This window comes from Bradyrhizobium sp. I1.14.4, from assembly GCF_050435825.1.
Taxonomy (GTDB): domain Bacteria; phylum Pseudomonadota; class Alphaproteobacteria; order Rhizobiales; family Xanthobacteraceae; genus Bradyrhizobium.
In genome coordinates this window covers 61,588-80,304 of record NZ_JBNDLA010000029.1, presented here as the reverse complement: position 1 = coordinate 80,304, position 18,717 = coordinate 61,588, and the positions used below count along the sequence as shown (strand labels likewise).

Sequence of the window (18,717 nt, the reverse complement as noted above, 5' to 3'; positions counted from 1 at the left end):
TGCGCCTTCTCGTGAAGGAAGTCCTCGTTGGCGACGACAAGATCGTCATCCGCCACTCCATCCCCCTCCCACCCACCCCTCCGGGTGGAAAGGCGCCCGGCGCCACCGATAGTTCCGTGGCCGCTCCTCCACCGCAAAGTTATCTTTTGCGTTCAGGGAGCCATCACGCCTCCTTGCGGGGTTCCGCGAGTTCGCTCAACAAGCTTCCCGTCCTTTTCAATTGGCGCCGTCAGCCACCTTTCGATGTAGAGCAGTGCCCATTTGCATTGCACGTGTCTCCGGACCGCCTTCAGCAGAAGATCATGCGGAAGATTGTCAAACAGTCCTTTGATGTCGAACTCCAGAACCCAATCATATTTCCAGCACCGCTGACGCGTGACGCCCACGGCATCCAAGGCCGATTTTCCCGGCCTGTATCCGTAAGAGTCCGGCAGGAAGATGGATTCCAGCTCCGGCTCAATCATCTGTTTGACCACCATCTGCGCGATCCGATCGCTGATAGTGGGCACACCTAAAATCCTTTCGCCGCCCGTCTTCTTTGGAATGGAGACGGCGCGCACCGGAGGTGGAAAGTAGGTCCCTGACGACATCCGATTCCAAATCTTGTAGAGATTCCCTGCCAGATCTGTCTCGAACATCTCCAAGGTCTGTCCGTCCACTCCGGCCACTCCGCGATTGGATTTGACCGCCTTGTACGCTTCGTACACTCGCCGCTTCTCGATCGAGAACGGCTTGTTTGTCGCACCGTTCGAAGTCATCCTGTTTCCAGTTGGTTCCAGAGTACGACTACCTGACCCGATCCCTTTGCTCCGACCCCATTACAGGGCCCTCGACGCTCCTACGGATCGGTCCGCCCCAGGTCTCTTGCATCGGTACTTTCGCCTCGCGGTTGGCACCGCTTGCGCTTCTCCCTTGGCATCAAGAGCCTGGTTCCTGCAGTTCCACGCGAAAGCCTGTGTCCGACTCACGCCCCCTCTACGCCGGTCGCCGCCCGCCCGGTCATCAGGCATCTGGCGGACTTGTCCCAGGATGACGAGACGGTCCTGGTTTCGACGACACTTGGATTCATAACGACGCGTCCTCGGAGGGTTCACTTTCGTTCGTCTTTCGGACACTCACCTGCTCGGTTTATTCCGAACTTCTGATCCGACGCTCACCACCACGGCTCTTTACCGCAGCAGCTCGGATTGGTTTGAGACCCGCCCCTGAAAGCCGATCTCGGGGCCGGCCCCCATCTTTCCCGCAGCTTCACCATCGGTTTTAGCTCATGTTGAACTCCTTCCGCTGTCTGCAGCACACTCTCGTCGATGAAGACAAGGCGCTGAGGATCAAGGCCAGCCTGCCATGATCGCCAGCGTCGCCGTCGGCGGCCACATCAAGGCGGCCTTGCTCAAGAGCGAACAGTGTTTTTTGAACCGCAGCCCTTCACGGCGCATGAACAGCCACACCGCATTATGCGAGACTTCGACCCCGCGCGCCGCCAACTCGTCTTTCAGCGCGTGCAGCGTCAGATGCGGGGTCTGCCTGATCCGCTCCTTGATGAAGTCGCCGTGCGGATCCAGCACAGATTTGCGCTGTCGGCCCATCCTGTCCGGCTTGACAGAGCCGGTCGCTCGATAACGCTGCGACCACTTCACCACCGAGGAGACCGCGACGCCAAAACGCAGGGCCGCTGGGCGGCAACTCTCACCTTTCGACACCGCCGCGACTACCCGCTTTCGCAGGTCATTGCAAAGGGGTCTGACCATCGATGCTGGCCTCCAATCCAGCCAGCATCTTGAATCATATTCGCCGCCGAAGCGGAATCCCTCCAGATTCAGTAAATTCGTGAACCGCTCTAGGCTCCATAATGGACATCGCCGCCGTCACCACCGAACATGACGTTGACGTCAGAGCTTGTCATGCCGCCCGATCCGTGGAGAATGTCGATTCCGCCCCCGCCAAACAGATAGTTGAAGCCGGTGTCGCCATGGATGGCGTCGTTTTCGGCTACGCCAAGCAACACGTCGACGCCATCGCTGCCGTACATCACATCGTTACCGGCACCCGAATAAATATGATCGTTGCCGGCGTCGCCGTAGGCGAAGTCATCACCAGCCAGGCCGAGCAGAACGTCGTTGCCGCCCACGCAGAAGACGGTATCGTTGCCTGCCCCAGCCATACGTCAGGTCATTGCTGGCTGTCCCGTTGGCGGCGATCGGCAGATCGCCTGGTGTTAAGCGTCAATCTGCAAATTGCAGATGTTCGACATTGGTCAGTGTGTCGACATTGGCGCCGGTCATCAGGATCTGGTTTCCGGAATTGTAGATCGTGTAGCTGCTTCGGTTGCCGGAGAACACCGCGGTATCGTCGCCGACGCACCGTCGATGGTGTCGTTGCCAGAGCCACCGGCGATGGTGTCGTTGCCGCGGCCGGTACTAATCGAGTCCCCACCAATGCTGCCGTTGATGAGATCGGCCTGGCTCGATCCAATGGTCGTTGATGGGACGCCGAAATAACTAATGTTGATTTTGACGCTGTCGACTCCCGCCGTCCATGAGTCGAAGGTGGCGCTTGAGACGCCGCTACCGAACTCGACGGTGTTGTTCTAGAAAACGATCCGGTGCTGAAGTCGATGCTGCCGGCATTCTCTAGATCAATGATTCCGGCGCCTTGCCGCCGCCGCCAGTTATGGTGTCGTCACCCGCATGGCCCCCGATGTGATCGATCCCGTACGAGCCCACGATGCTATCGGCGCCTGCGAGGATGGCGAAGAAGAAATGCCCGGCTTGGTGCCCGAGTGTGACGTTAGTAATGCTTCGAGCAGCGTAGTGCCATCGGACGCATAATGATCAACTGACGTTAGCGTCGCCCACGTCGGGTCATTCGAAACGATCAGGCCAGTTTCGTTCAGACGCCGTTGTTTAAAATCAGCCGGGTGGAGGTTGAGTGAACCGAGTCGATGGTGCCGAGGCCGTCGAATGCCCAAGACGCGTTCGCAGTCCCGGAAAAGACCGTCCAAGTCGCCACAACGTGCTCCCGTAGTATGTGAAAACCGAAAGCGAAATTCTTCGATACAATTTACCGTGTCAGATTGTCGCGGAGGAGTCCGGCGGGCAATATTGGATGTGCCCAGGGCAGGCGGACTGCGTCTCTGAGACAGGTCCCACCTTTTTCAGACATTTTCGCGCTCGAAGGCGACGACCTCCAGCTCACCTCTGCAAGACAAATCTCGCTCACATCCCTGCCCGCAGGGTCGATGGCATCCACCTGGCACCCAAAATGAACAGTTAGAAGTCGTGATTCGCACGCCCTTGTCGCTCTCCCTAGCGGTCTAGGCCTCTTGAACTAGCTGAACTTGAACATGCTTGCGTCGAGCTGTCCCGGCGCTACGCCGATCAGCCAGGCGGCATTGCCGGCGGCATCTGTAATGATCGTCGTGTTGATGCCGGGCGAATAGAACTCCGCGGCCTGCACGTCGGCAAACGAATGCAGCGATGTGCCGGCGAAGTTCACGACGTCGTTGACGCCGCCTGCGTTGAAGTCCTGGATCACCATGACCTCCGACGTCGTGTCGCTGATCATGAATGTGTCGGAGCCGCCGCCTCCCCAGGCATAGTCAACGCCGCCGCCGCCGCTGATGACGTCCGCGCCGCTTCCCATCAGGAACACATCGACGCCGCTGCCGCCCGTAACGGTGTCGCCGCCATTGGAGCCGTAGATGTAGTTCTGGCCCGAGCCGCCGTAGATATAGTTGCCGTCGGTCTCGCCGGAGGAAATGAAGATGTTGAGACCGGAGCCACCGAACATGGTGTCGACGCCGGCGCCACCGTAGAAGTAGTTCGTCCCCTGGCCGCCATAGAGGTCATCGCCGCCGTTGCCCCCGAACATCACATTGACATCGGAGTTGGCCGTCCCGCCCGATCCGACCAGGATGTCGTTGCCGTCACCGCCGAACAGATAGTTGAAGCCTGAGCCGCCATAGATGCTGTCGTTGCCGGCTTCGCCGAGCAGCACGTCGAGGCCATTGCCGCCGAACAGCACGTCATTGCCGGCGCCCGCGTAGAAATAGTCGTTGCCGTCGCCGCCATAGCCGACATCGTCGCCGCCGAGGCCGACGAGAACGTCGTTGCCGGCAAGGCCGCTAAGTGTATCGTTGCCGCCGCCGCCATAGATCAGATCGTTGCCGGCTGTCCCGGTGTTGTTGATCGGCACGTCGCTGGCGTTCAGCGTCATGTCGGCGAATTGCAGGTGTTCGACGTTGGTCAGCGTAACGACATAGGTGCCCGACACCAGGATCTGGCCGCCCGAGTTGCTGATCGTGTAGCTGCTCCGGCTGCCGGAGAACACCGCGGTGTCGTCGCCGGCGCCGCCGTCGATGGTGTCGTTGCCGGTGTTGCCCGCGATGGTGTCGTTGCCGGCGCCGCCGCTGATCGAGTCCGCGCCGACGCTGCCGTTGATCTGGTCGGCCTGGCTCGATCCGATCGCCGTTGAGCCGGCGCCGAAATTGATGTTGATCGTGATGCTGTCGACGCCCGCGGTCCAGGACGTAAACGACACGCCTGACAGATTGGTCTGGCTGCTGTTGATGACGATCTTGTCGATGCCGGGGCCGCCGACGATGGTCGGAACCGCCGTGACCAGGGTGTTGCCCAGGAACGTGACGGTGGAGTTGCCGGTCTCGAATACCATCCGTTCGACATTGGTGAGGCGGCCATCGCCATAGGTGATGTTGGCCGAATTGAACTCGACCGTGTCGTTGCCGGCGCCACCGTCGAGGTCTCCGCCGGTGCTTGTGGCGTTATAGATGAAGGTGTCGTCGCCGGCGCCGCCCTGAACGTTGCCGTGGCCGTTCAGGGTCATGGTGTCGTCTTGATTGGTTCCGACCAGCGAACCAAAATTGCCCCCGGCGGTGATGAAGTTGATCGTATCGACACCCGCGGTCCACGACGTGAAGGTCAGATTGGAGAAATCGCTGTAGGCGTTCTTGAAAGTGACGGAGTCAGCCTGCGCACTGCCGATGAAGGTATTGATCTCGCCAGAGCCGGCGTGCACCCCCTGCCCGGAGTCGAAGGTGGCGCTCGAGACGCCGCTGTCGAACTTGACGGTGCTGATTCCGGAAAACACGCCGGTGCTGAAGTCGACGCTGCCGGCATTCTCCAGATCGATGATGCCGGCCCCGTTATCGCCGATCTGCTCGCCCGCCGCAAAGTCACCGGCCGCGAGGATGAAAATGTCGTTGCCGCCGCCGCCGTTCAGCACATCGGCGCCGCCGCCGCCGGTGATGGTGTCGTCGCCTGCGTGGCCCCAGATATGATCGACCCCGGACGAGCCGACAATGCTGTCGTTACCCGCGAGGATGCCGGTGAAGAAATGCCCGGCCTGGTATCCGAGCGTGATGTTGGTGATGCTTTCGATCACCGTGGTGCCGTCCGCCGCAACATGGTCGACCGAGGTCAGCGTCGTCCATGTCGGGTCGTTCGAAACGGTCAGGCCGGTTCCGTTCAGATACGTGAGCGTGCCGTCGCCGTTGTTGAAAATCAGCCGGGTCGAGGTGGAGTGCACCGAGTCGATGCTGCCGAGACCGTCGAATGCCCACGATGCGTTCGCAGTCCCGGAAAAGGCCGTCCAAGTCGCCATAATATGCCCCGTAGTATGTGAAAGTTCGAAAAAAATCGAGATTCTTCAGGAATATAATTCACTGTGTCAAATTGTCGCGATCAAGTCCAGTGCGCAATATTGGATATCCCAAGGGCGGCAAACAACCTCGCGCAATCGCTCGTCAACTAGGGTCTGTTGGGATTCAGGATTCTCATCCGGGCTTGGTTGTGATTCAAGCTGCGGATGGACCGTTTCGTTTTGACTGACGGCCCAATGGGCGAAGATTGTCTTGGCAAGCCGGGCGATCCCGGCCGCCGAGGCAAGGACAACAGGCTGTTTGTCGAGGCCGTGCTGTGGATCGCCCGAACCGGCAGTCCCTGGCGGGATCTGCCGGTCTCGTTTGGCCACTGGAACAGTGTCTTCACGCGCTTCCGCGACTGGGTGAAGGCGGATTATCTGGAAGCGGCTGTTTGACGCCGTGTCTGACGATCCCGACATGGAGTACGCCATGGTCGACGCCACCATCGTCAAGGTCCACGCCACGGACAGGGCGCAAAAGGGGGACTCAAAGCCAGGCGATCGGCCGTTCGAAGGGCGGCATGACCACCAAAATCCTGGCGCTCACTGATGCGCTCGGCAATCTCGTGCGCTTCGTGCTTCTGCCGGGACAGCGCTTCCACACGGTGGGCGTGCCGCCGCTCATCGAGGGATTGGCCTTCGACGCGCTGACCGCCGACAAGGCGTTCGACAGCAACGCCATTATCGCCGAACTCGACGCGCGCGGCGCCAAGGTCGTCATCTCCCAGCATCCGCGTCGCGCAAAACCCCCTCGCCGTCGACGAGGAGATGTACAAATGGCGGCATCTCATCGAAAACTTCTTCGGCAAGCTCAAGGAGTTCAAACGCATCGCCATGCGCGCCGACAAGACCGATCAGAGCTTCGCTTCCATGATCCATCTCGCCGCAGCCGTGATAAACTCCCGATGAATCCCAACAGACCCTAGGGAGCAAATTTCCTCGCACTTCCTTGAATCCAGCATCGAGGTTTCGGCCACTCCAATGGCGCTCTAGCAGCAGAACGTGACAGGAACGATTAAGCGTTGGCCGCGTGCAACAAAACGTCCAACACGCAGAGCAGACGCGGGCTAAGTATTTGATTTAAATGAACAGTTTTTCTAAGGATTTGTGCAATGGCGCTCCCGAGCAGCGCCACCTGCTTCTGCCCGGTCAGGTACTACGGACAACTCCCGTCACCTCGACTACAGGCCAAAATCTTGATGCGTGGGATGAAAGCCCAAACAGTTGCGATTTGGCAAACAAGCTCGGCTTCGAGCCGGTGCGGGCATCTGGAACACCGCTATTTGCCCTTAAAGTTGGGCGACCGCTTGTTGAGGAAAGCGTCCATGCCCTCGCGGAAATCCTCGCTCATATAGGCGCGCAGGATGAGGTCTTCGCCTTCCTCGCGCGACAGCGTGCGGCGGATGCGGCGCACCGCCTCCTTGGTCACTTCGAGCGTGATCGGCGCATGGCCGGCGACAAGCTTGGCGGTCTCGCTGGCACGGCGCTGCAGCGTCTCCACATCGGGAACGACTTCGTTCAACAGCCCGAGCGCCAGCGCTTCGGGCGCCTCGACCAGCCGCGCCTTGAAGATCAGGTCCTTGGTTCGCGCCGGACCGATCAGCGACACCAGCCGCGAGATGTTGGACATCGAGAGGCAGTTGCCGAGCGTGCGAGCGATCGGGAAGCCGATCCGTGTTGCCTCGGTGCCGATGCGGATGTCGCAGCATGCGGCGATACCGGCGCCGCCGCCCGTGCAGGCGCCGGCGATCGCCGCGATGACGGGCACGCGGCACTGTTCGAGCGTTCCCAGCACACGATCGATCCGCGCCTCATAGTCCAGCGCGTCCTGGGCGGTCTTGAACGCCCGGAACTGCGAGATGTCGGTGCCCGAGGCGAACGCCTTGTCGCCGGCACCGGTCAGAATCAGCGCCTTGATGGAGTGATCCTGATTGATGTTCTCGCAGATCGAAGCCATCTGCTCGTACATCGCAAAGGTCAGCGCGTTGCGCGCCTGCGGCCGGTTGAACGTGATGCGCGCGATTCCGTCCTCGACGGAGTAGACCAGGTCTTCGGTCGGTGTGACGGGCGCGTTCATGTCTCGCTCTTTCTGTTGTTGACGATTCGATTTCAGGCGACGGCCTTCGAGACCTGCGAGGCGTCGCGTCCCTTCAGGACTTCCATCGCGGCCAGCACGCCGCCGCCACGATGCGGCACCTTGGCCAGATCAAGGCCCATTTCGACGCCGGACAGCGTGCCCATCAGCATCAGGTCGTTGAAGTGGCCGATGTGCCCGATCCGGAACACCTTGCCCTTGACCTTGTTGAGGCCGGTGCCGAGCGACATGTCGAAGTTCTCCAGCACGACCTTGCGGAACTGATCGGCGTCATGGCCATCGGGCACCCGCACCGCGGTCAGCGCCGGCGAGTGCGCGCCCTGCTCCTGGCACTGCGTTTCCAGGCCCCAGACCTTGATCGCGGCGCGCGTCGCTTCGCTATGGCGCTTGTGGCGGGCGAAGACGTTGTCCAGCCCCTCCTCCTCCAGCATCTTCACGGCCTCGCGCAGGCCGAACAGCAGATTGGTCGCTGGCGTGTACGGCCAGGTGCCCGCCTTGTTGATGTTGATGACCTCCTGCCAATCCCAATAGGAACGCATCCCCGGATTGGCCTTGGCCGCGGCAAGCGCCTTCCCCGACACGGCGTTGAAGCCGAGGCCGGGCGGCAACATCAGTCCCTTCTGGGAGCCGGCGATCGAGACGTCGATGCCCCAGGCATCGTGCTCATATTGGAGCGAGCCGAGGCCCGAGATGGTGTCGACCATCAGCAGCGCCGGATGCTTCAGCGTGTCGAGGATCTTGCGGACGTCGCGCGGATAGGTAACGCAGGCGGTCGAGGTCTCGTTATGGACCACGCAGACGGCCTTGATCTTGTGCGCCTTGTCGGCGGACAGCCTGGCCTCGATCTGCTCGAGGTCGGCGCCATGGCGCCAGTCGCCGGGAATGAAATCGACGTCGAGCTTGAACTTGTCGGCAATGCCGTGCCACAGCACGGCGAACTGCCCGGTCTCGCACATCACGACCTTGTCGCCCGGCTGCAGCGTGTTGACGATCGCGGCTTCCCAGGCACCGGTCCCCGACGACGGATAGATGATCACCGGCTGCTTGGTGCGGAACACACGCTGCATTGCCGAAAGCACGGCAAAACCGATCTCGGCGAATTCGGCACCGCGATGGTCCATGGTCGGCATATCCATGGCCCGCAAGACCCGGTCCGGCACGTTGGTCGGCCCCGGAATCTGCAGAAAATGCCTTCCAGTATGCACGGTCATGAGCGTCTTTCCCGGTCTTGCCTTGGTGTTGGTAAGCCGCTCGCATATCACTATTCGCCGGATTTGTCCTAGGCCCGGCGGGGGACCGTCATGCATATCTGACGGCGCTCCGCTGGCGCCGGCGGCCCCTCATTCGGCGGCCACCACCTTCCCCGGCGCCACCATTTCACTGGCCTCCTCGAACGGCCGCTCGGGGTGCATCAGAAACGCCGAGAAACCACCAAGCAGCAGGAGGCCCATCGACATCAGGAATGGCAGGTACCAGTTTCCGGTGGCATCGATGACGAAGCCGGCAACCAGCGGCGAGACGATTGCCGCAAACGCCGAGCCGCTGTTCATGATCCCCGCGGCGGTGCCGGAATATTTCGCCGCGATGTCCATCGGGATCGACCACATCGGGCCGATCACGAGCTCGGCGCAGAAGAAGCCGGCCGACAGGCAGAGCGCGACCACCGTGATGTCGTGGACGAACAGGATCGGCATCAGCGACAGCAGCGCGCCCGCGAATCCCACGATGGTCACGCTGAGTCGCGCCAGACGCACATTGCCTGATCGTTCGAGGATACGGTCGGAGATGACGCCGCCGATGCTGTCGCCGATCACGCCCGCAAAGAACACGCCGGATGCGAACAGCGCCGAGTTCTTCAGATCGAGGCTGTAGTTGTTCTTGAAGAACAGGGGCAGCCAGTTGAGATAGAGCCACAGGCACCAGCCGTAGCAGAAATAGGTCAAGGTCACTGGCCACATCCGCTGCAGCAGCGGTCCCCACGGCACCTTCGGCCGCTCGCCCTGCGGACGCGGCGGCAATGTCGCAAGCTCGGCCGCAGTGATGGAGCCATGGTCCCTCGGCTCGTGGCGGAAGTACCAGACCCACACAACGCCCCAGATGAGACTGACGACGCCGAGCACGACGAACGCACCGCGCCAGGTCAGCCAGAGGATCAAGAGCGCGACGACCGGCGGGGTGATGGCATTACCGAGCCGTGCGAACGAATGCGTCAGGCCTTGCGCGAAGCCGCGGCGGTTCGCCGGCGTCCAGTACTGCATGGCGCGCGTCGCGGTCGGAAACGTCGCCCCTTCGCCGAACCCCAGCGCGAAACGCGCGACGAACAGCGCAGCGAGACCATGGACAAAGCCGGTCATGATGGTCGCCGCAGCCCAGATCATGCCGCACCAGAACAAGGTCTGGCGCGGCCCGAAGCGATCGCCGACCCAACCGCCGATCACCTGGAACAGCAGATACGGATAGGCGAAAGCCGAGAACACCAGGCCGAGCTCGGTGTTGGACAGGCCTAGCTCCTTCTGGATCTCGCCGGCGGCGGTGCCGATGTTCACCCGATCCACATAGGTGATGAAGTACATCACGCAGAGCATGGCCAACACGACATGGGTGGCCTTGAACCGAAGCCTCATATCCCTCCCCTTCCCTGATCCGCCGTTATTCCGACTGTTGTTGAGCGCGATGCCGAAGGTTGTCACTTACGTGCTGACCACCTTCAGGTGCGACGACGCGTTGCGCTGATCGCGCTGCTCGAGCAGCCGCATCGCCGCCTCGACACCGCCCGAGCGGTGCGGCACGCCGGCAACCGACAGCCCCATCTCGACGCCGGTGAGCGCGCCAAGCAGCGTCAGCTCGTTGCACTCGCCGAGATGACCGATGCGGAACACCTTGCCGGCGACCTTCGACAGGCCGGCGCCGAGCGACATGTTGAAATTGTCGAGCACGACCTTGCGGAATTGGTCGGCGTCATGGCCGGGCGGCATCAGCACCGCGGTCAGCACCGGCGAGAACTCCGAGGGCTCCTGGCACAGCACCTCGAGTCCCCATTGATTGACGGCGGCACGCGTGGCGGCGGCCAGCCGCTGATGGCGGGCGAACACATTGTCGAGCCCCTCCGCCAGCAACATCGCGATGGCCTCGCGCAGGCCGTAGAGCAGGTTCGTCGCCGGCGTATAGGGGAAGAAGCCCTTGGCGTTCGGCTTCAGCATTTCCTCCCAATCGAAATAGGAGCGCGGCATCCGGTTCGTCCGCGACGCGGCGCGGGCCTTCTCCGAAATCGCGTTGAAGCCGAGGCCGGGCGGCAACATGAAACCCTTCTGCGAGCAGCTGACGCTGACATCGACCTTCCACGCGTCATGCCGGTAATCGACCGAGCCCAGCGAGGAAATGGTATCGACCATCAGCAGCGCCGGATGCGAGGTGCGGTCGATGGCGGCACGGATGTCGGCGATCCGGCTGGTCGCGCCGGTCGAAGTCTCATTGTGGACGACCATCACCGCCTTGATGCTGTGCGCGGTGTCCTCCGCAAGCCTTGCCTCGATCTGGGCGGGGTCAGCGCCGCGCCGCCAATCGCCGGGGACGAAGTCGACCTCGATGCCGAAACGGCCGGCCAGCTGCCGCCACAGGGTGGCGAAGTGGCCGGTCTCGACCATCAGGACCTTGTCGCCGGGCGACAGCGTGTTGACGATGGCGGCTTCCCAGGCGCCGGTCCCCGACGATGGGAAGATCACCACCGGGCCTGTCGTCTGGAAGATCTTGCCGCTGCCCTCGAGCACTGCCCGGCCAAGCTCCGCAAACTCCGCGCTCCGGTGGTCGATGACCGGCATGTCCATCGCGCGAAGAATGCGATCCGGGACCGGGCTTGGCCCTGGAATCTGCAGAAAATGGCGCCCTTGATGCATGAGAACCTCCCAATCGCCGTATTTCGACCTCTCTGAAAGTCATTTTGCATTCATTTTTTGTATTTTCAATCCAAATTTGGTATTCGATTGAGGACATCGACGCGACCGCGTCGGCAAATTATTGTTCAGGATATGAAATCCGCGATTCCCGAAGCCGGGGTTCCGATCACCCAACCCGCCGCCGGCAATGGCAGCGACCGCCAGGAGGCCTCGCTTCACGGCGAGATCCTGCTGCGGCTCCGCGACTATGTGGTGGAAGGCAACATTCCCGAGGGCGGGCGCGTTCCGGAGCGACAGCTCTGCGAAATGCTGGGGATCTCCAGGACGCCGCTGCGCGAGGCCCTCAAGGTGCTGGCCGCCGAGGGCCTGATCGAGCTGCTGCCCAACCGCGGCGCGCGGGTCCGCCGGCTCAGCCCCCACGACCTCGAGGAACTGTTCGACGTCATGGCCGGGCTCGAGAGCCTGGCCGGCCGACTGGCCTGCGAAGCGATCACCGATGAGGAAATCGTCGCGATCGAGCGGCTGCATTACGAAATGTACGGCCACTATCTGCATCGCGATATGCATGGCTATTTCCAGATCAACCAGCGCATCCACGAAAGCATCGTCGCAGCGGCGCGCAATGAGACGCTGATGGCGACCTACGCCAATTTCGCGGGCCGGATCCGCCGCGTGCGCTACTCCGCCAATTTCGCCCGCAAGCGGCAGCGCTGGGCGGAAGCGATGCGGGAGCACGAGGCGATCCTTGATGCGCTGCGCCGCCGCGCCGGAAGCGAACTCAGCGACGTCCTGTTCCAGCATCTCCGCAACAAGCGATCCGCCGCCATCGAGCAGCTCGCGGAAGGGCCCGACACCGCCCTGGAGACGAGGCCTCACGGCGACTGAGGAGTGATCAGACGGTAGCTCTGCTTGCCCATTATGAATTCATAATATAATTCTCAAGTCGAGAGAATGCATAATCCGTGAGCCGACATCAGCGTCATGGATCACATCGGATCTGGGATGAAGAACGCCTCATTGCTCGAGCAGCGCCTGCGGTCCTATCTGACCGGCGACGTCTTTTTCGATGCATTCAACCGCGGCCGCTACGCAACCGACGCTTCGTTCTACCAGATCATGCCGGCCGGCGTGGTGGTGCCGCGAACCGTCGACGAGGCGCTGCGGGCGCTTGCGATCGCCCGCGACGACGGGCGGATCGTGACCCCGCGTGGCGGCGGCACCTCGCAATGCGGCCAGACCGTCAATGACGGCATCGTCGTCGACTTGTCCAAGCATCTGAACCGCATCCTCTCGCTCGATGTCGAGAACCGGATCTGTGTGGTCGAGCCTGGCATCGTGCTCGACGATCTCAACCGTCAGCTGAAGAAACATGGGCTGTGGTTTCCGGTCGACGTCTCGACCGCGTCGCGCGCCACGATCGGCGGCATGGCCGGCAACAATTCCTGCGGCGGCCGTTCGCTGCGCTACGGCACCATGCGCGACAACACGCTGTCGATGGATGCCGCACTCGCCGACGGCACGCTGCTGCATTTCGGCGAGGTGCCGCGCGATCTGACGCGGGTCAATTCACCCGAGAGCGGACTGAAGCTGTTTCGCGACATGCTCGATCTCGGCGAGCGCGAGGCCGCCGAAATATCAGACAAATTCCCCAAGGTGCAGCGCCGCGTCGGCGGCTACAACCTCGATGCGCTGGTGCCGCGCAATGCGCCGAACAATCTGGCGCATCTCCTGGTCGGATCGGAGGGCACGCTCGCCTTCACGACCCAGGTCGAGCTCAAGCTGTGGCCGGTGATCCGCAACAAGGCGCTCGGCGTCTGCCATTTCGGCAGCTTCTACGAGGCGATGGACGCGGCCCAGCATCTGGTCAAGCTGCGGCCGATCGCAGTCGAGCTGGTCGACCGCACCATGATCGCGCTCGGACGCGAGATCGCGATGTTCCAGCCGATCATCTCCGCGGCGGTGCGCGGCGACCCCGACGCGATCCTGGTGGTCGAGTTCGCCGAAGAAGATCAGGCCGACAACCTTGCGCGCCTGAAGCAGCTCGGCGAGCTGATGGCCGATCTCGGCTTCGGCTGGGACAAGCCGCAGCCCAAATGGGGCGGCGTGATCGAGATCGTCGAGCCCGCGCTGCAGACCGGCATCGCCGATTTCCGCGCCGCCGGCCTCAACGTCATGATGTCGATGAAGCAGGAGGGCAAGCCGGTCTCGTTCGTCGAGGATTGCGCGGTGCCGCTGCCGCATCTTGCCGACTACACCGAGCGGCTCAATGCCGTCTTCGCCAGGCACGGCACACGCGGCACGATGTACGCACATGCCTCCGAAGGCTGCCTGCATGTGCGCCCGGTGCTCAATCTCAAGCTCGAGAAGGACGTCAAGGCAATGCGCGCCATTGCCGAGGAAGCGTTCGCGATGGTGCGCGAATACAAGGGCTCGCATTCGGGCGAGCACGGCGACGGCCTGGTGCGCTCGGAATTCCACGAGGCGATGTTCGGCGCGCGCATCGTGGCCGACTTCCGCGAGGTCAAGCAGCGCTTCGATCCCGCCAACACGCTCAACCCGGGCAAGATCGTCGATCCGCCGAAAATGGACGACCGTTCGCTGTTCCGCTTCTCCCCGGATTATCGCGTCGGCGAATTGAAGACGACGCTGGACTGGTCGGCCTATCCCGGCGCCGGCGGCGGCTTCCAAGGCGCCGTCGAGATGTGCAACAACAACGGCGCCTGCCGCAAGCTCGAAGGCGGCGTGATGTGCCCGTCCTATCGGGCGACGCGCAACGAGAAGGATGTCACCCGCGGCCGCGCCAATACGCTGCGGCTGGCGATCTCGGGCCAGTTGGGTGCGGACGCGCTCGCCTCCGACGAGATGATGGACACGCTGAAACTCTGCGTCTCCTGCAAGGCCTGCCGCCATGAATGCCCGACCGGCGTCGACATGGCCAAGATGAAGATCGAGGTGCTGGCCGCGCGCGCCGACAAGCACGGGCTTTCGCTGCGCGACCGGCTGGTCGGCTATCTGCCGCGTTATATCGATCTCGCCTCGCGCTTGGCTCCCATTGCGAACTGGCGCAACCACAGCCCGCTGTTGCGCACGTTGTTCGAGAGGTTCGCCGGGATCAGTGCCAACCGTGCGCTGCCGGCGTTTCGCCGCGACACCTTCCGGCCTGACGCCGAGGTGCTGGGTCCGCCCGACGGACGCGAGGTGGTGCTGTTCGCCGATACGTTCAACCGCGGCTATGAGCGGGAGAATCTCGACGCCGCGATCGAGGTCCTTGTCGCCGGCGGCTATCGCGTGCATCTGCCTCGGCCATCGGACGGGGGCCGCCCGCCGTGCTGCGGACGAACATTCCTGTCGGCCGGACTGGTTGATCAGGCCCGTGCAGAACTCGACCGGCTGGTTTCAACCTACGCTCCGTTCGCGGCCCGCGGCGTGCCGATCATCGGCCTGGAGCCGAGCTGCCTTCTGACCCTGCGGGATGAACTGCTGTCGCTGCGTTCGGATGCGGCCGCAAAGAGCGTCAGCGCACACGCCTTGCTGTTCGAGGAGTTCCTCGTGCGAGAGGCCGAGGCTGGGCGCCTAGCGTTGCCGCTCGGCTCGATCGCCGGAAAAGCGGTCGTGCATGGTCATTGCCATCAAAAGTCCTTTGGCGCGTTCAAGCCCGTGGAGAAAGCGCTCCGCCTCGTGCCCGGCCTCGACGTCAAGACCATCGAGTCGAGCTGCTGTGGCATGGCGGGCGCGTTCGGCTATGGCGCGGACACCTATCAGGCCTCGATCCAGATGGCTGAGCTGTCGTTGCTGCCGGCGGTCCGCAGCGCCGATCAGGACACGCTGATCGTGGCCGACGGGACCTCGTGTCGGCACCAGATCAAGGACGGCAGCAGGCGCACGCCGCTGCATGTCGCCAGCGTATTGGCGATGAGCCTGAAGTGTGCGAAATCGAATTCCAACAAATTGTTACCGACAAAGGATAGAGGCCCATGGCTGAGCTCACCCTCGAAATTGCCCGCAAGATTCTGGATGCCGCCCTTGCCAAGGGCGTCGAGAAGAAGTTGAAGCCGCTGGTCGTCACCATCCTCGACGCCCGCGGCGCGGTGAAGGTGACGGCGGCGCAGGACGGCACCAGCCTGATGCGGGCCGAGATCGCCCATGGCAAGGCCTATGGTGCGCTGGCGTTGGGGATGGGATCGCGGGCACTGTTTCAGCGCGCGCAGGAGCAGGCCTTTTTCATCGATTCAGTGAACACGCTGGCGCAGGGCCGGCTGGTGCCGGTCCCCGGCGGTGTGCTGATCAATGACGGCTCAACCTTGCTCGGCGCCGTCGGCGTCAGCGGCGACACTTCCGACAATGACGAGGTATGCGCCGTTGCGGGCATCGAGGCGGCGGGCCTGAAGGCCAACGCGGGGTAAGCTTGCAGCGTTTACTCGTACTTTCATGTCACCGCCTCTACACGCCCTAGCGAAGCGCCACCATCTTCGGGGTACGACGTTGGGTTACGCCGGAGCCGTCATCGGGCCGCTCTTTTGCGCGGACCAGGTGGGCTAACCCACAATACGGATCATCGTTATCCCGCTCAGATCGTTCGCACCTTCGATGACTTCGCGGTCTTTGCGCGTTTCACCGCGGCGTGATTATCGTGCGCCGCGTGACGGCTGCGCGTCTTCGCGTCCAGCGCCGCGTGCCGCGTTTTGGCGCCGCCACGGTGAGCGGCATATTCCTGGCCATCGATCGGCGCCAGATGCGGCGGATCAAAATCGAGATAGGGGCGCGCGACGCCAAACTCCTTGCCGTGCGCATCGACCCACTTCCAAAGCCTTTCCGACGATCTCCAACGGTCGTCGCGCGTCGCGCCGTCGATGCTGACGATGTCGGCCGCGAGCCCATGGCCGTAGCCGCCACGGAGGCTGCCGCCGTGATACGACCTGTTGCTGGCCGCCTTCAGCCCGCTTGCAATCGACTGGCGGTAGTCATCGCGGAAGGCGCTGGTGATACCGGGCGACAGGCCGGCCTGTTCCGCCGCGAGAAGTGCACGGAAGAGCTTCAGCTTGAAGCTCCGATCGACGCCTCCCATGACGTAGTCCATCATGGGCATGCTGGCTCTTTCGGCCGCCTTGGCGTCCTTCCAGGCGAAATCCTCATCGACAAGCCTGGTGAAGGTTCTGGTGACCGTCACCATCTTCTTCTTTCTCTTGACCGTCACCTCCCTCTGCTCAGGCACCTTGATGGTGTCTTCCTTGGGCGTCCTTTGATAGAGCGCCCAAAGATAGCGGTCGATGCAGGCGTTGACGTCCCAGCACTCGTCGAGGATTTCGACGGAGTCCACCGCCGCCTTGACCGCGCGAGGCTCCGGATCCGGCGTGTTCGCTGCCGGCGTCTGCCCAGGTTGAGTGTCCGGCGGCAGCGCGGGATCGGTCAACGCGGCCGCGACAGGTTCTGTCTCGAGCACGGTCGGCGCAGCATTGGTGGTCGCCACCGCTTCCTGTTCGCTCATGGTCGCTGCATTAGGGCCATCAACGGCAGCGTTCGATGTCGCCGATACGGCATCGGCGACGACAGCAGGAGCGCGGAAATCATCAACTGATGCACCGGTAACCGACGCACCGATCTTCTCGACGCCAGCCGAACCGAACGCCGCAAACCACGAGAGCGACAGAACGACCGTCCCACCCAACGCCGCTGTCCGCACCCGCCGCGAGTTCATCATCCCAGCCTCTACGGGCTCCTCGGGAGCCAGATTGCAGCATGTGGCGAGGCGGATTGTCCGCTCAGGGCGTCGTCGCGCAATGGCGAAAGAAGGTTAACGACCATCTTTCCGAACGATGTTGCTCGAATGCAACTCGCGCCCCGATGGCACTTTTCCGACACCGTCGAATTGGGAGCGGCGCCGAAAGTTCACCTCTGGCGAGAGAGGTGAGACGAAACCGCGATGAGCCGATTCAACCAAACTCCTCCCTTGCCAGGACGAGTACTCGTCATCATCGGCTTCCGAGGGCGAAGCGGAAATCGCGGGGCTCGGCCTTCGTCGACGGCTTTCGCCCCATAGCGGTCGTCGAGCCGCTGCCGCTGCTCAGACCACTCGAACCTGGGCAAGCGGCTTGATTGCGAACGCGTCGTCCCAGCAGAGGCGGCTTCCCATGTAGCAAGGGCCTCCTGCGATTTAAGCTATTGCGGCGACGTAAGGCCCCAGAAGGCAATGAGCAGCAAGGCGCAAACGCCTAGTCCCATTAGCGACACGACGGCCTCCAGCATCATGGCCGAATCAACTGCGCCCGTTTGCAAAGCATGCGCGAGCGGAGTTTTTGTCGTCGTCAAAGGTGGCCTGCCAACTGAGGCCGAACCAAAGAAAATGGCGCCCGTTTAGGATCCTTTAGAGCGCCCTGCGCGTTAAGGCTCCATCGAGGGGGCTCAACCCGGAGGTGAGCTCATGTGCGACGTTCCTCGGGACACTCAAAGAAAGTTCGAACGGCGGTGGGCCGCCAGATTCGCGCGGCCAGTAGAGCGCGCAGGCCCGAAAAGCATCAATTTGAAAAACCGGATCAACCCCTCGCCGCTCCCCTCAAAGCCCAGAGAAAAACCCGCCGAATCGAACCGGCGGGCTTGAGGCGTGCGAGAGCGGGACCATAGCCGCTCATCTCCGGTTCACATTCGACTTCTTACTGTGTTCGACGCCTCTAGAACGCCAACCGGTAGAAGCCCCATGAAACTCAAATTTGCACTTGCTGCACTCGGCAGTCTTGCTGCGGTAGGAATCGCGTCCGCAATGCCAGTTGCCCCACTTACTCCCGCTTCAAGCATCGAGAACGTCGCTGTGGTCTGCGGCCCGCGCGGTTGTGTCCGCACGGCACCCGCCTACCGACGGTACGGCTACAGTGTTCGCCGCTATGGTTATGGCGTGCATCGGGGTTACGGGTATCACCGCGCATATCGCCGTTGGTGATTGGCGCCTAGCCAGTTTTCCGCCTGCGGCTTAACGGCGCCGTCACCAAAGAAAAACCCGCCGGGCGTGAATACCGGCGGGGAATTGCCCCCGACGGCAGCCTAAGGGGACAGCGCGTCACGTCGCAAGGAAAAGCCCGC

The 18,717-nt window shown here is 62.5% G+C and carries 13 protein-coding genes and 3 pseudogenes; 5 read left to right on the top strand and 11 right to left on the bottom strand.

Translation table 11 applies throughout. From position 1 onward, the window contains the following. Nucleotides 1–155 precede the first annotated feature (155 nt). The 6 genes and pseudogenes from ABIB78_RS33810 to ABIB78_RS33785 all read right to left on the bottom strand — a co-directional run. A pseudogene (locus ABIB78_RS33810) lies at nt 156–758 on the bottom strand (reverse transcriptase domain-containing protein); the annotation flags it as partial. 467 nt (nt 759–1,225) lie between these two features. Next, nucleotides 1,226–1,748: pseudogene (locus ABIB78_RS33805) on the bottom strand (helix-turn-helix domain-containing protein); the annotation flags it as partial. A gap of 89 nt (nt 1,749–1,837) precedes the next feature. Then, nucleotides 1,838–2,161 carry a calcium-binding protein gene (locus ABIB78_RS33800; RefSeq protein ID WP_429032722.1) on the bottom strand — a complete coding sequence of 108 codons (324 nt, stop codon included), beginning with the start codon at nt 2,159–2,161 and terminating at the stop codon, nt 1,838–1,840. 216 nt (nt 2,162–2,377) lie between these two features. Continuing rightward, nucleotides 2,378–2,473: pseudogene (locus ABIB78_RS33795) on the bottom strand (hypothetical protein); the annotation flags it as partial. Between the two features lie 157 nt (nt 2,474–2,630). Then, a complete protein-coding gene (locus ABIB78_RS33790) occupies nt 2,631–2,747 on the bottom strand; it encodes a hypothetical protein (RefSeq protein WP_429032729.1) in 117 nt (38 codons plus the stop codon). Between the two features lie 580 nt (nt 2,748–3,327). Continuing rightward, nucleotides 3,328–5,619: a beta strand repeat-containing protein gene (locus tag ABIB78_RS33785; protein ID WP_429032720.1), complete on the bottom strand. Its 2,292-nt coding sequence runs from the start codon at nt 5,617–5,619 to the stop codon at nt 3,328–3,330. A 204-nt stretch (nt 5,620–5,823) separates the two neighbouring features. Between ABIB78_RS33785 and ABIB78_RS33780 the strand changes: the two genes are divergently transcribed. After that, nucleotides 5,824–6,054, top strand: coding sequence for a transposase (locus ABIB78_RS33780; protein ID WP_429032718.1), 231 nt, complete (start codon nt 5,824–5,826; stop codon nt 6,052–6,054). Further along, nucleotides 6,051–6,584: a transposase gene (locus ABIB78_RS33775; protein ID WP_429032715.1), complete on the top strand. Its 534-nt coding sequence runs from the start codon at nt 6,051–6,053 to the stop codon at nt 6,582–6,584. Before ABIB78_RS33780 ends, ABIB78_RS33775 begins: the two co-directional genes overlap by 4 nt. Before the next feature lie 353 nt (nt 6,585–6,937). Here ABIB78_RS33775 and ABIB78_RS33770 read toward each other — a convergent pair whose 3' ends face one another. The 4 genes from ABIB78_RS33770 to ABIB78_RS33755 all read right to left on the bottom strand — a co-directional run bounded on the left by ABIB78_RS33770 (nt 6,938) and on the right by ABIB78_RS33755 (nt 11,646). Then, nucleotides 6,938–7,735 carry an enoyl-CoA hydratase/isomerase family protein gene (locus ABIB78_RS33770; RefSeq protein WP_429032713.1) on the bottom strand — a complete coding sequence of 266 codons (798 nt, stop codon included), beginning with the start codon at nt 7,733–7,735 and terminating at the stop codon, nt 6,938–6,940. Between the two features lie 32 nt (nt 7,736–7,767). Further along, complete coding sequence (locus ABIB78_RS33765) at nt 7,768–8,964, bottom strand: pyridoxal-phosphate-dependent aminotransferase family protein (protein ID WP_429032710.1); 1,197 nt, start codon at nt 8,962–8,964, stop codon at nt 7,768–7,770. Nucleotides 8,965–9,093: 129 nt separating this feature from the next. Next, nucleotides 9,094–10,377 carry an MFS transporter gene (locus tag ABIB78_RS33760; RefSeq protein WP_429032709.1) on the bottom strand — a complete coding sequence of 428 codons (1,284 nt, stop codon included), beginning with the start codon at nt 10,375–10,377 and terminating at the stop codon, nt 9,094–9,096. A gap of 66 nt (nt 10,378–10,443) precedes the next feature. Beyond that, nucleotides 10,444–11,646 carry a pyridoxal-phosphate-dependent aminotransferase family protein gene (locus ABIB78_RS33755; protein WP_429032707.1) on the bottom strand — a complete coding sequence of 401 codons (1,203 nt, stop codon included), beginning with the start codon at nt 11,644–11,646 and terminating at the stop codon, nt 10,444–10,446. A 132-nt stretch (nt 11,647–11,778) separates the two neighbouring features. On the opposite strand from ABIB78_RS33755, the gene ABIB78_RS33750 reads away from it, so the two are divergent. The 3 genes from ABIB78_RS33750 (at nt 11,779) to ABIB78_RS33740 (ending at nt 16,049) form a co-directional block, all read left to right on the top strand. After that, complete coding sequence (locus ABIB78_RS33750) at nt 11,779–12,531, top strand: GntR family transcriptional regulator (RefSeq protein WP_429032704.1); 753 nt, start codon at nt 11,779–11,781, stop codon at nt 12,529–12,531. Between the two features lie 117 nt (nt 12,532–12,648). Beyond that, the gene (locus ABIB78_RS33745) at nt 12,649–15,696 is read left to right on the top strand and encodes an FAD-binding and (Fe-S)-binding domain-containing protein (protein WP_429032702.1); all 3,048 of its coding nucleotides are present in this window, start codon (nt 12,649–12,651) and stop codon (nt 15,694–15,696) included. Beyond that, entirely contained in the window at nt 15,621–16,049 is a 429-nt protein-coding gene (locus ABIB78_RS33740) for a GlcG/HbpS family heme-binding protein (RefSeq protein WP_429032699.1), read from the top strand. The genes ABIB78_RS33745 and ABIB78_RS33740 overlap by 76 nt, the downstream gene beginning before the upstream one ends. Nucleotides 16,050–16,213: 164 nt before the next feature. On the opposite strand, the gene ABIB78_RS33735 is transcribed toward ABIB78_RS33740, so the two are convergent. Continuing rightward, nucleotides 16,214–17,344: a hypothetical protein gene (locus ABIB78_RS33735; RefSeq protein ID WP_429032696.1), complete on the bottom strand. Its 1,131-nt coding sequence runs from the start codon at nt 17,342–17,344 to the stop codon at nt 16,214–16,216. Nucleotides 17,345–18,717: the final 1,373 nt, after the last annotated feature.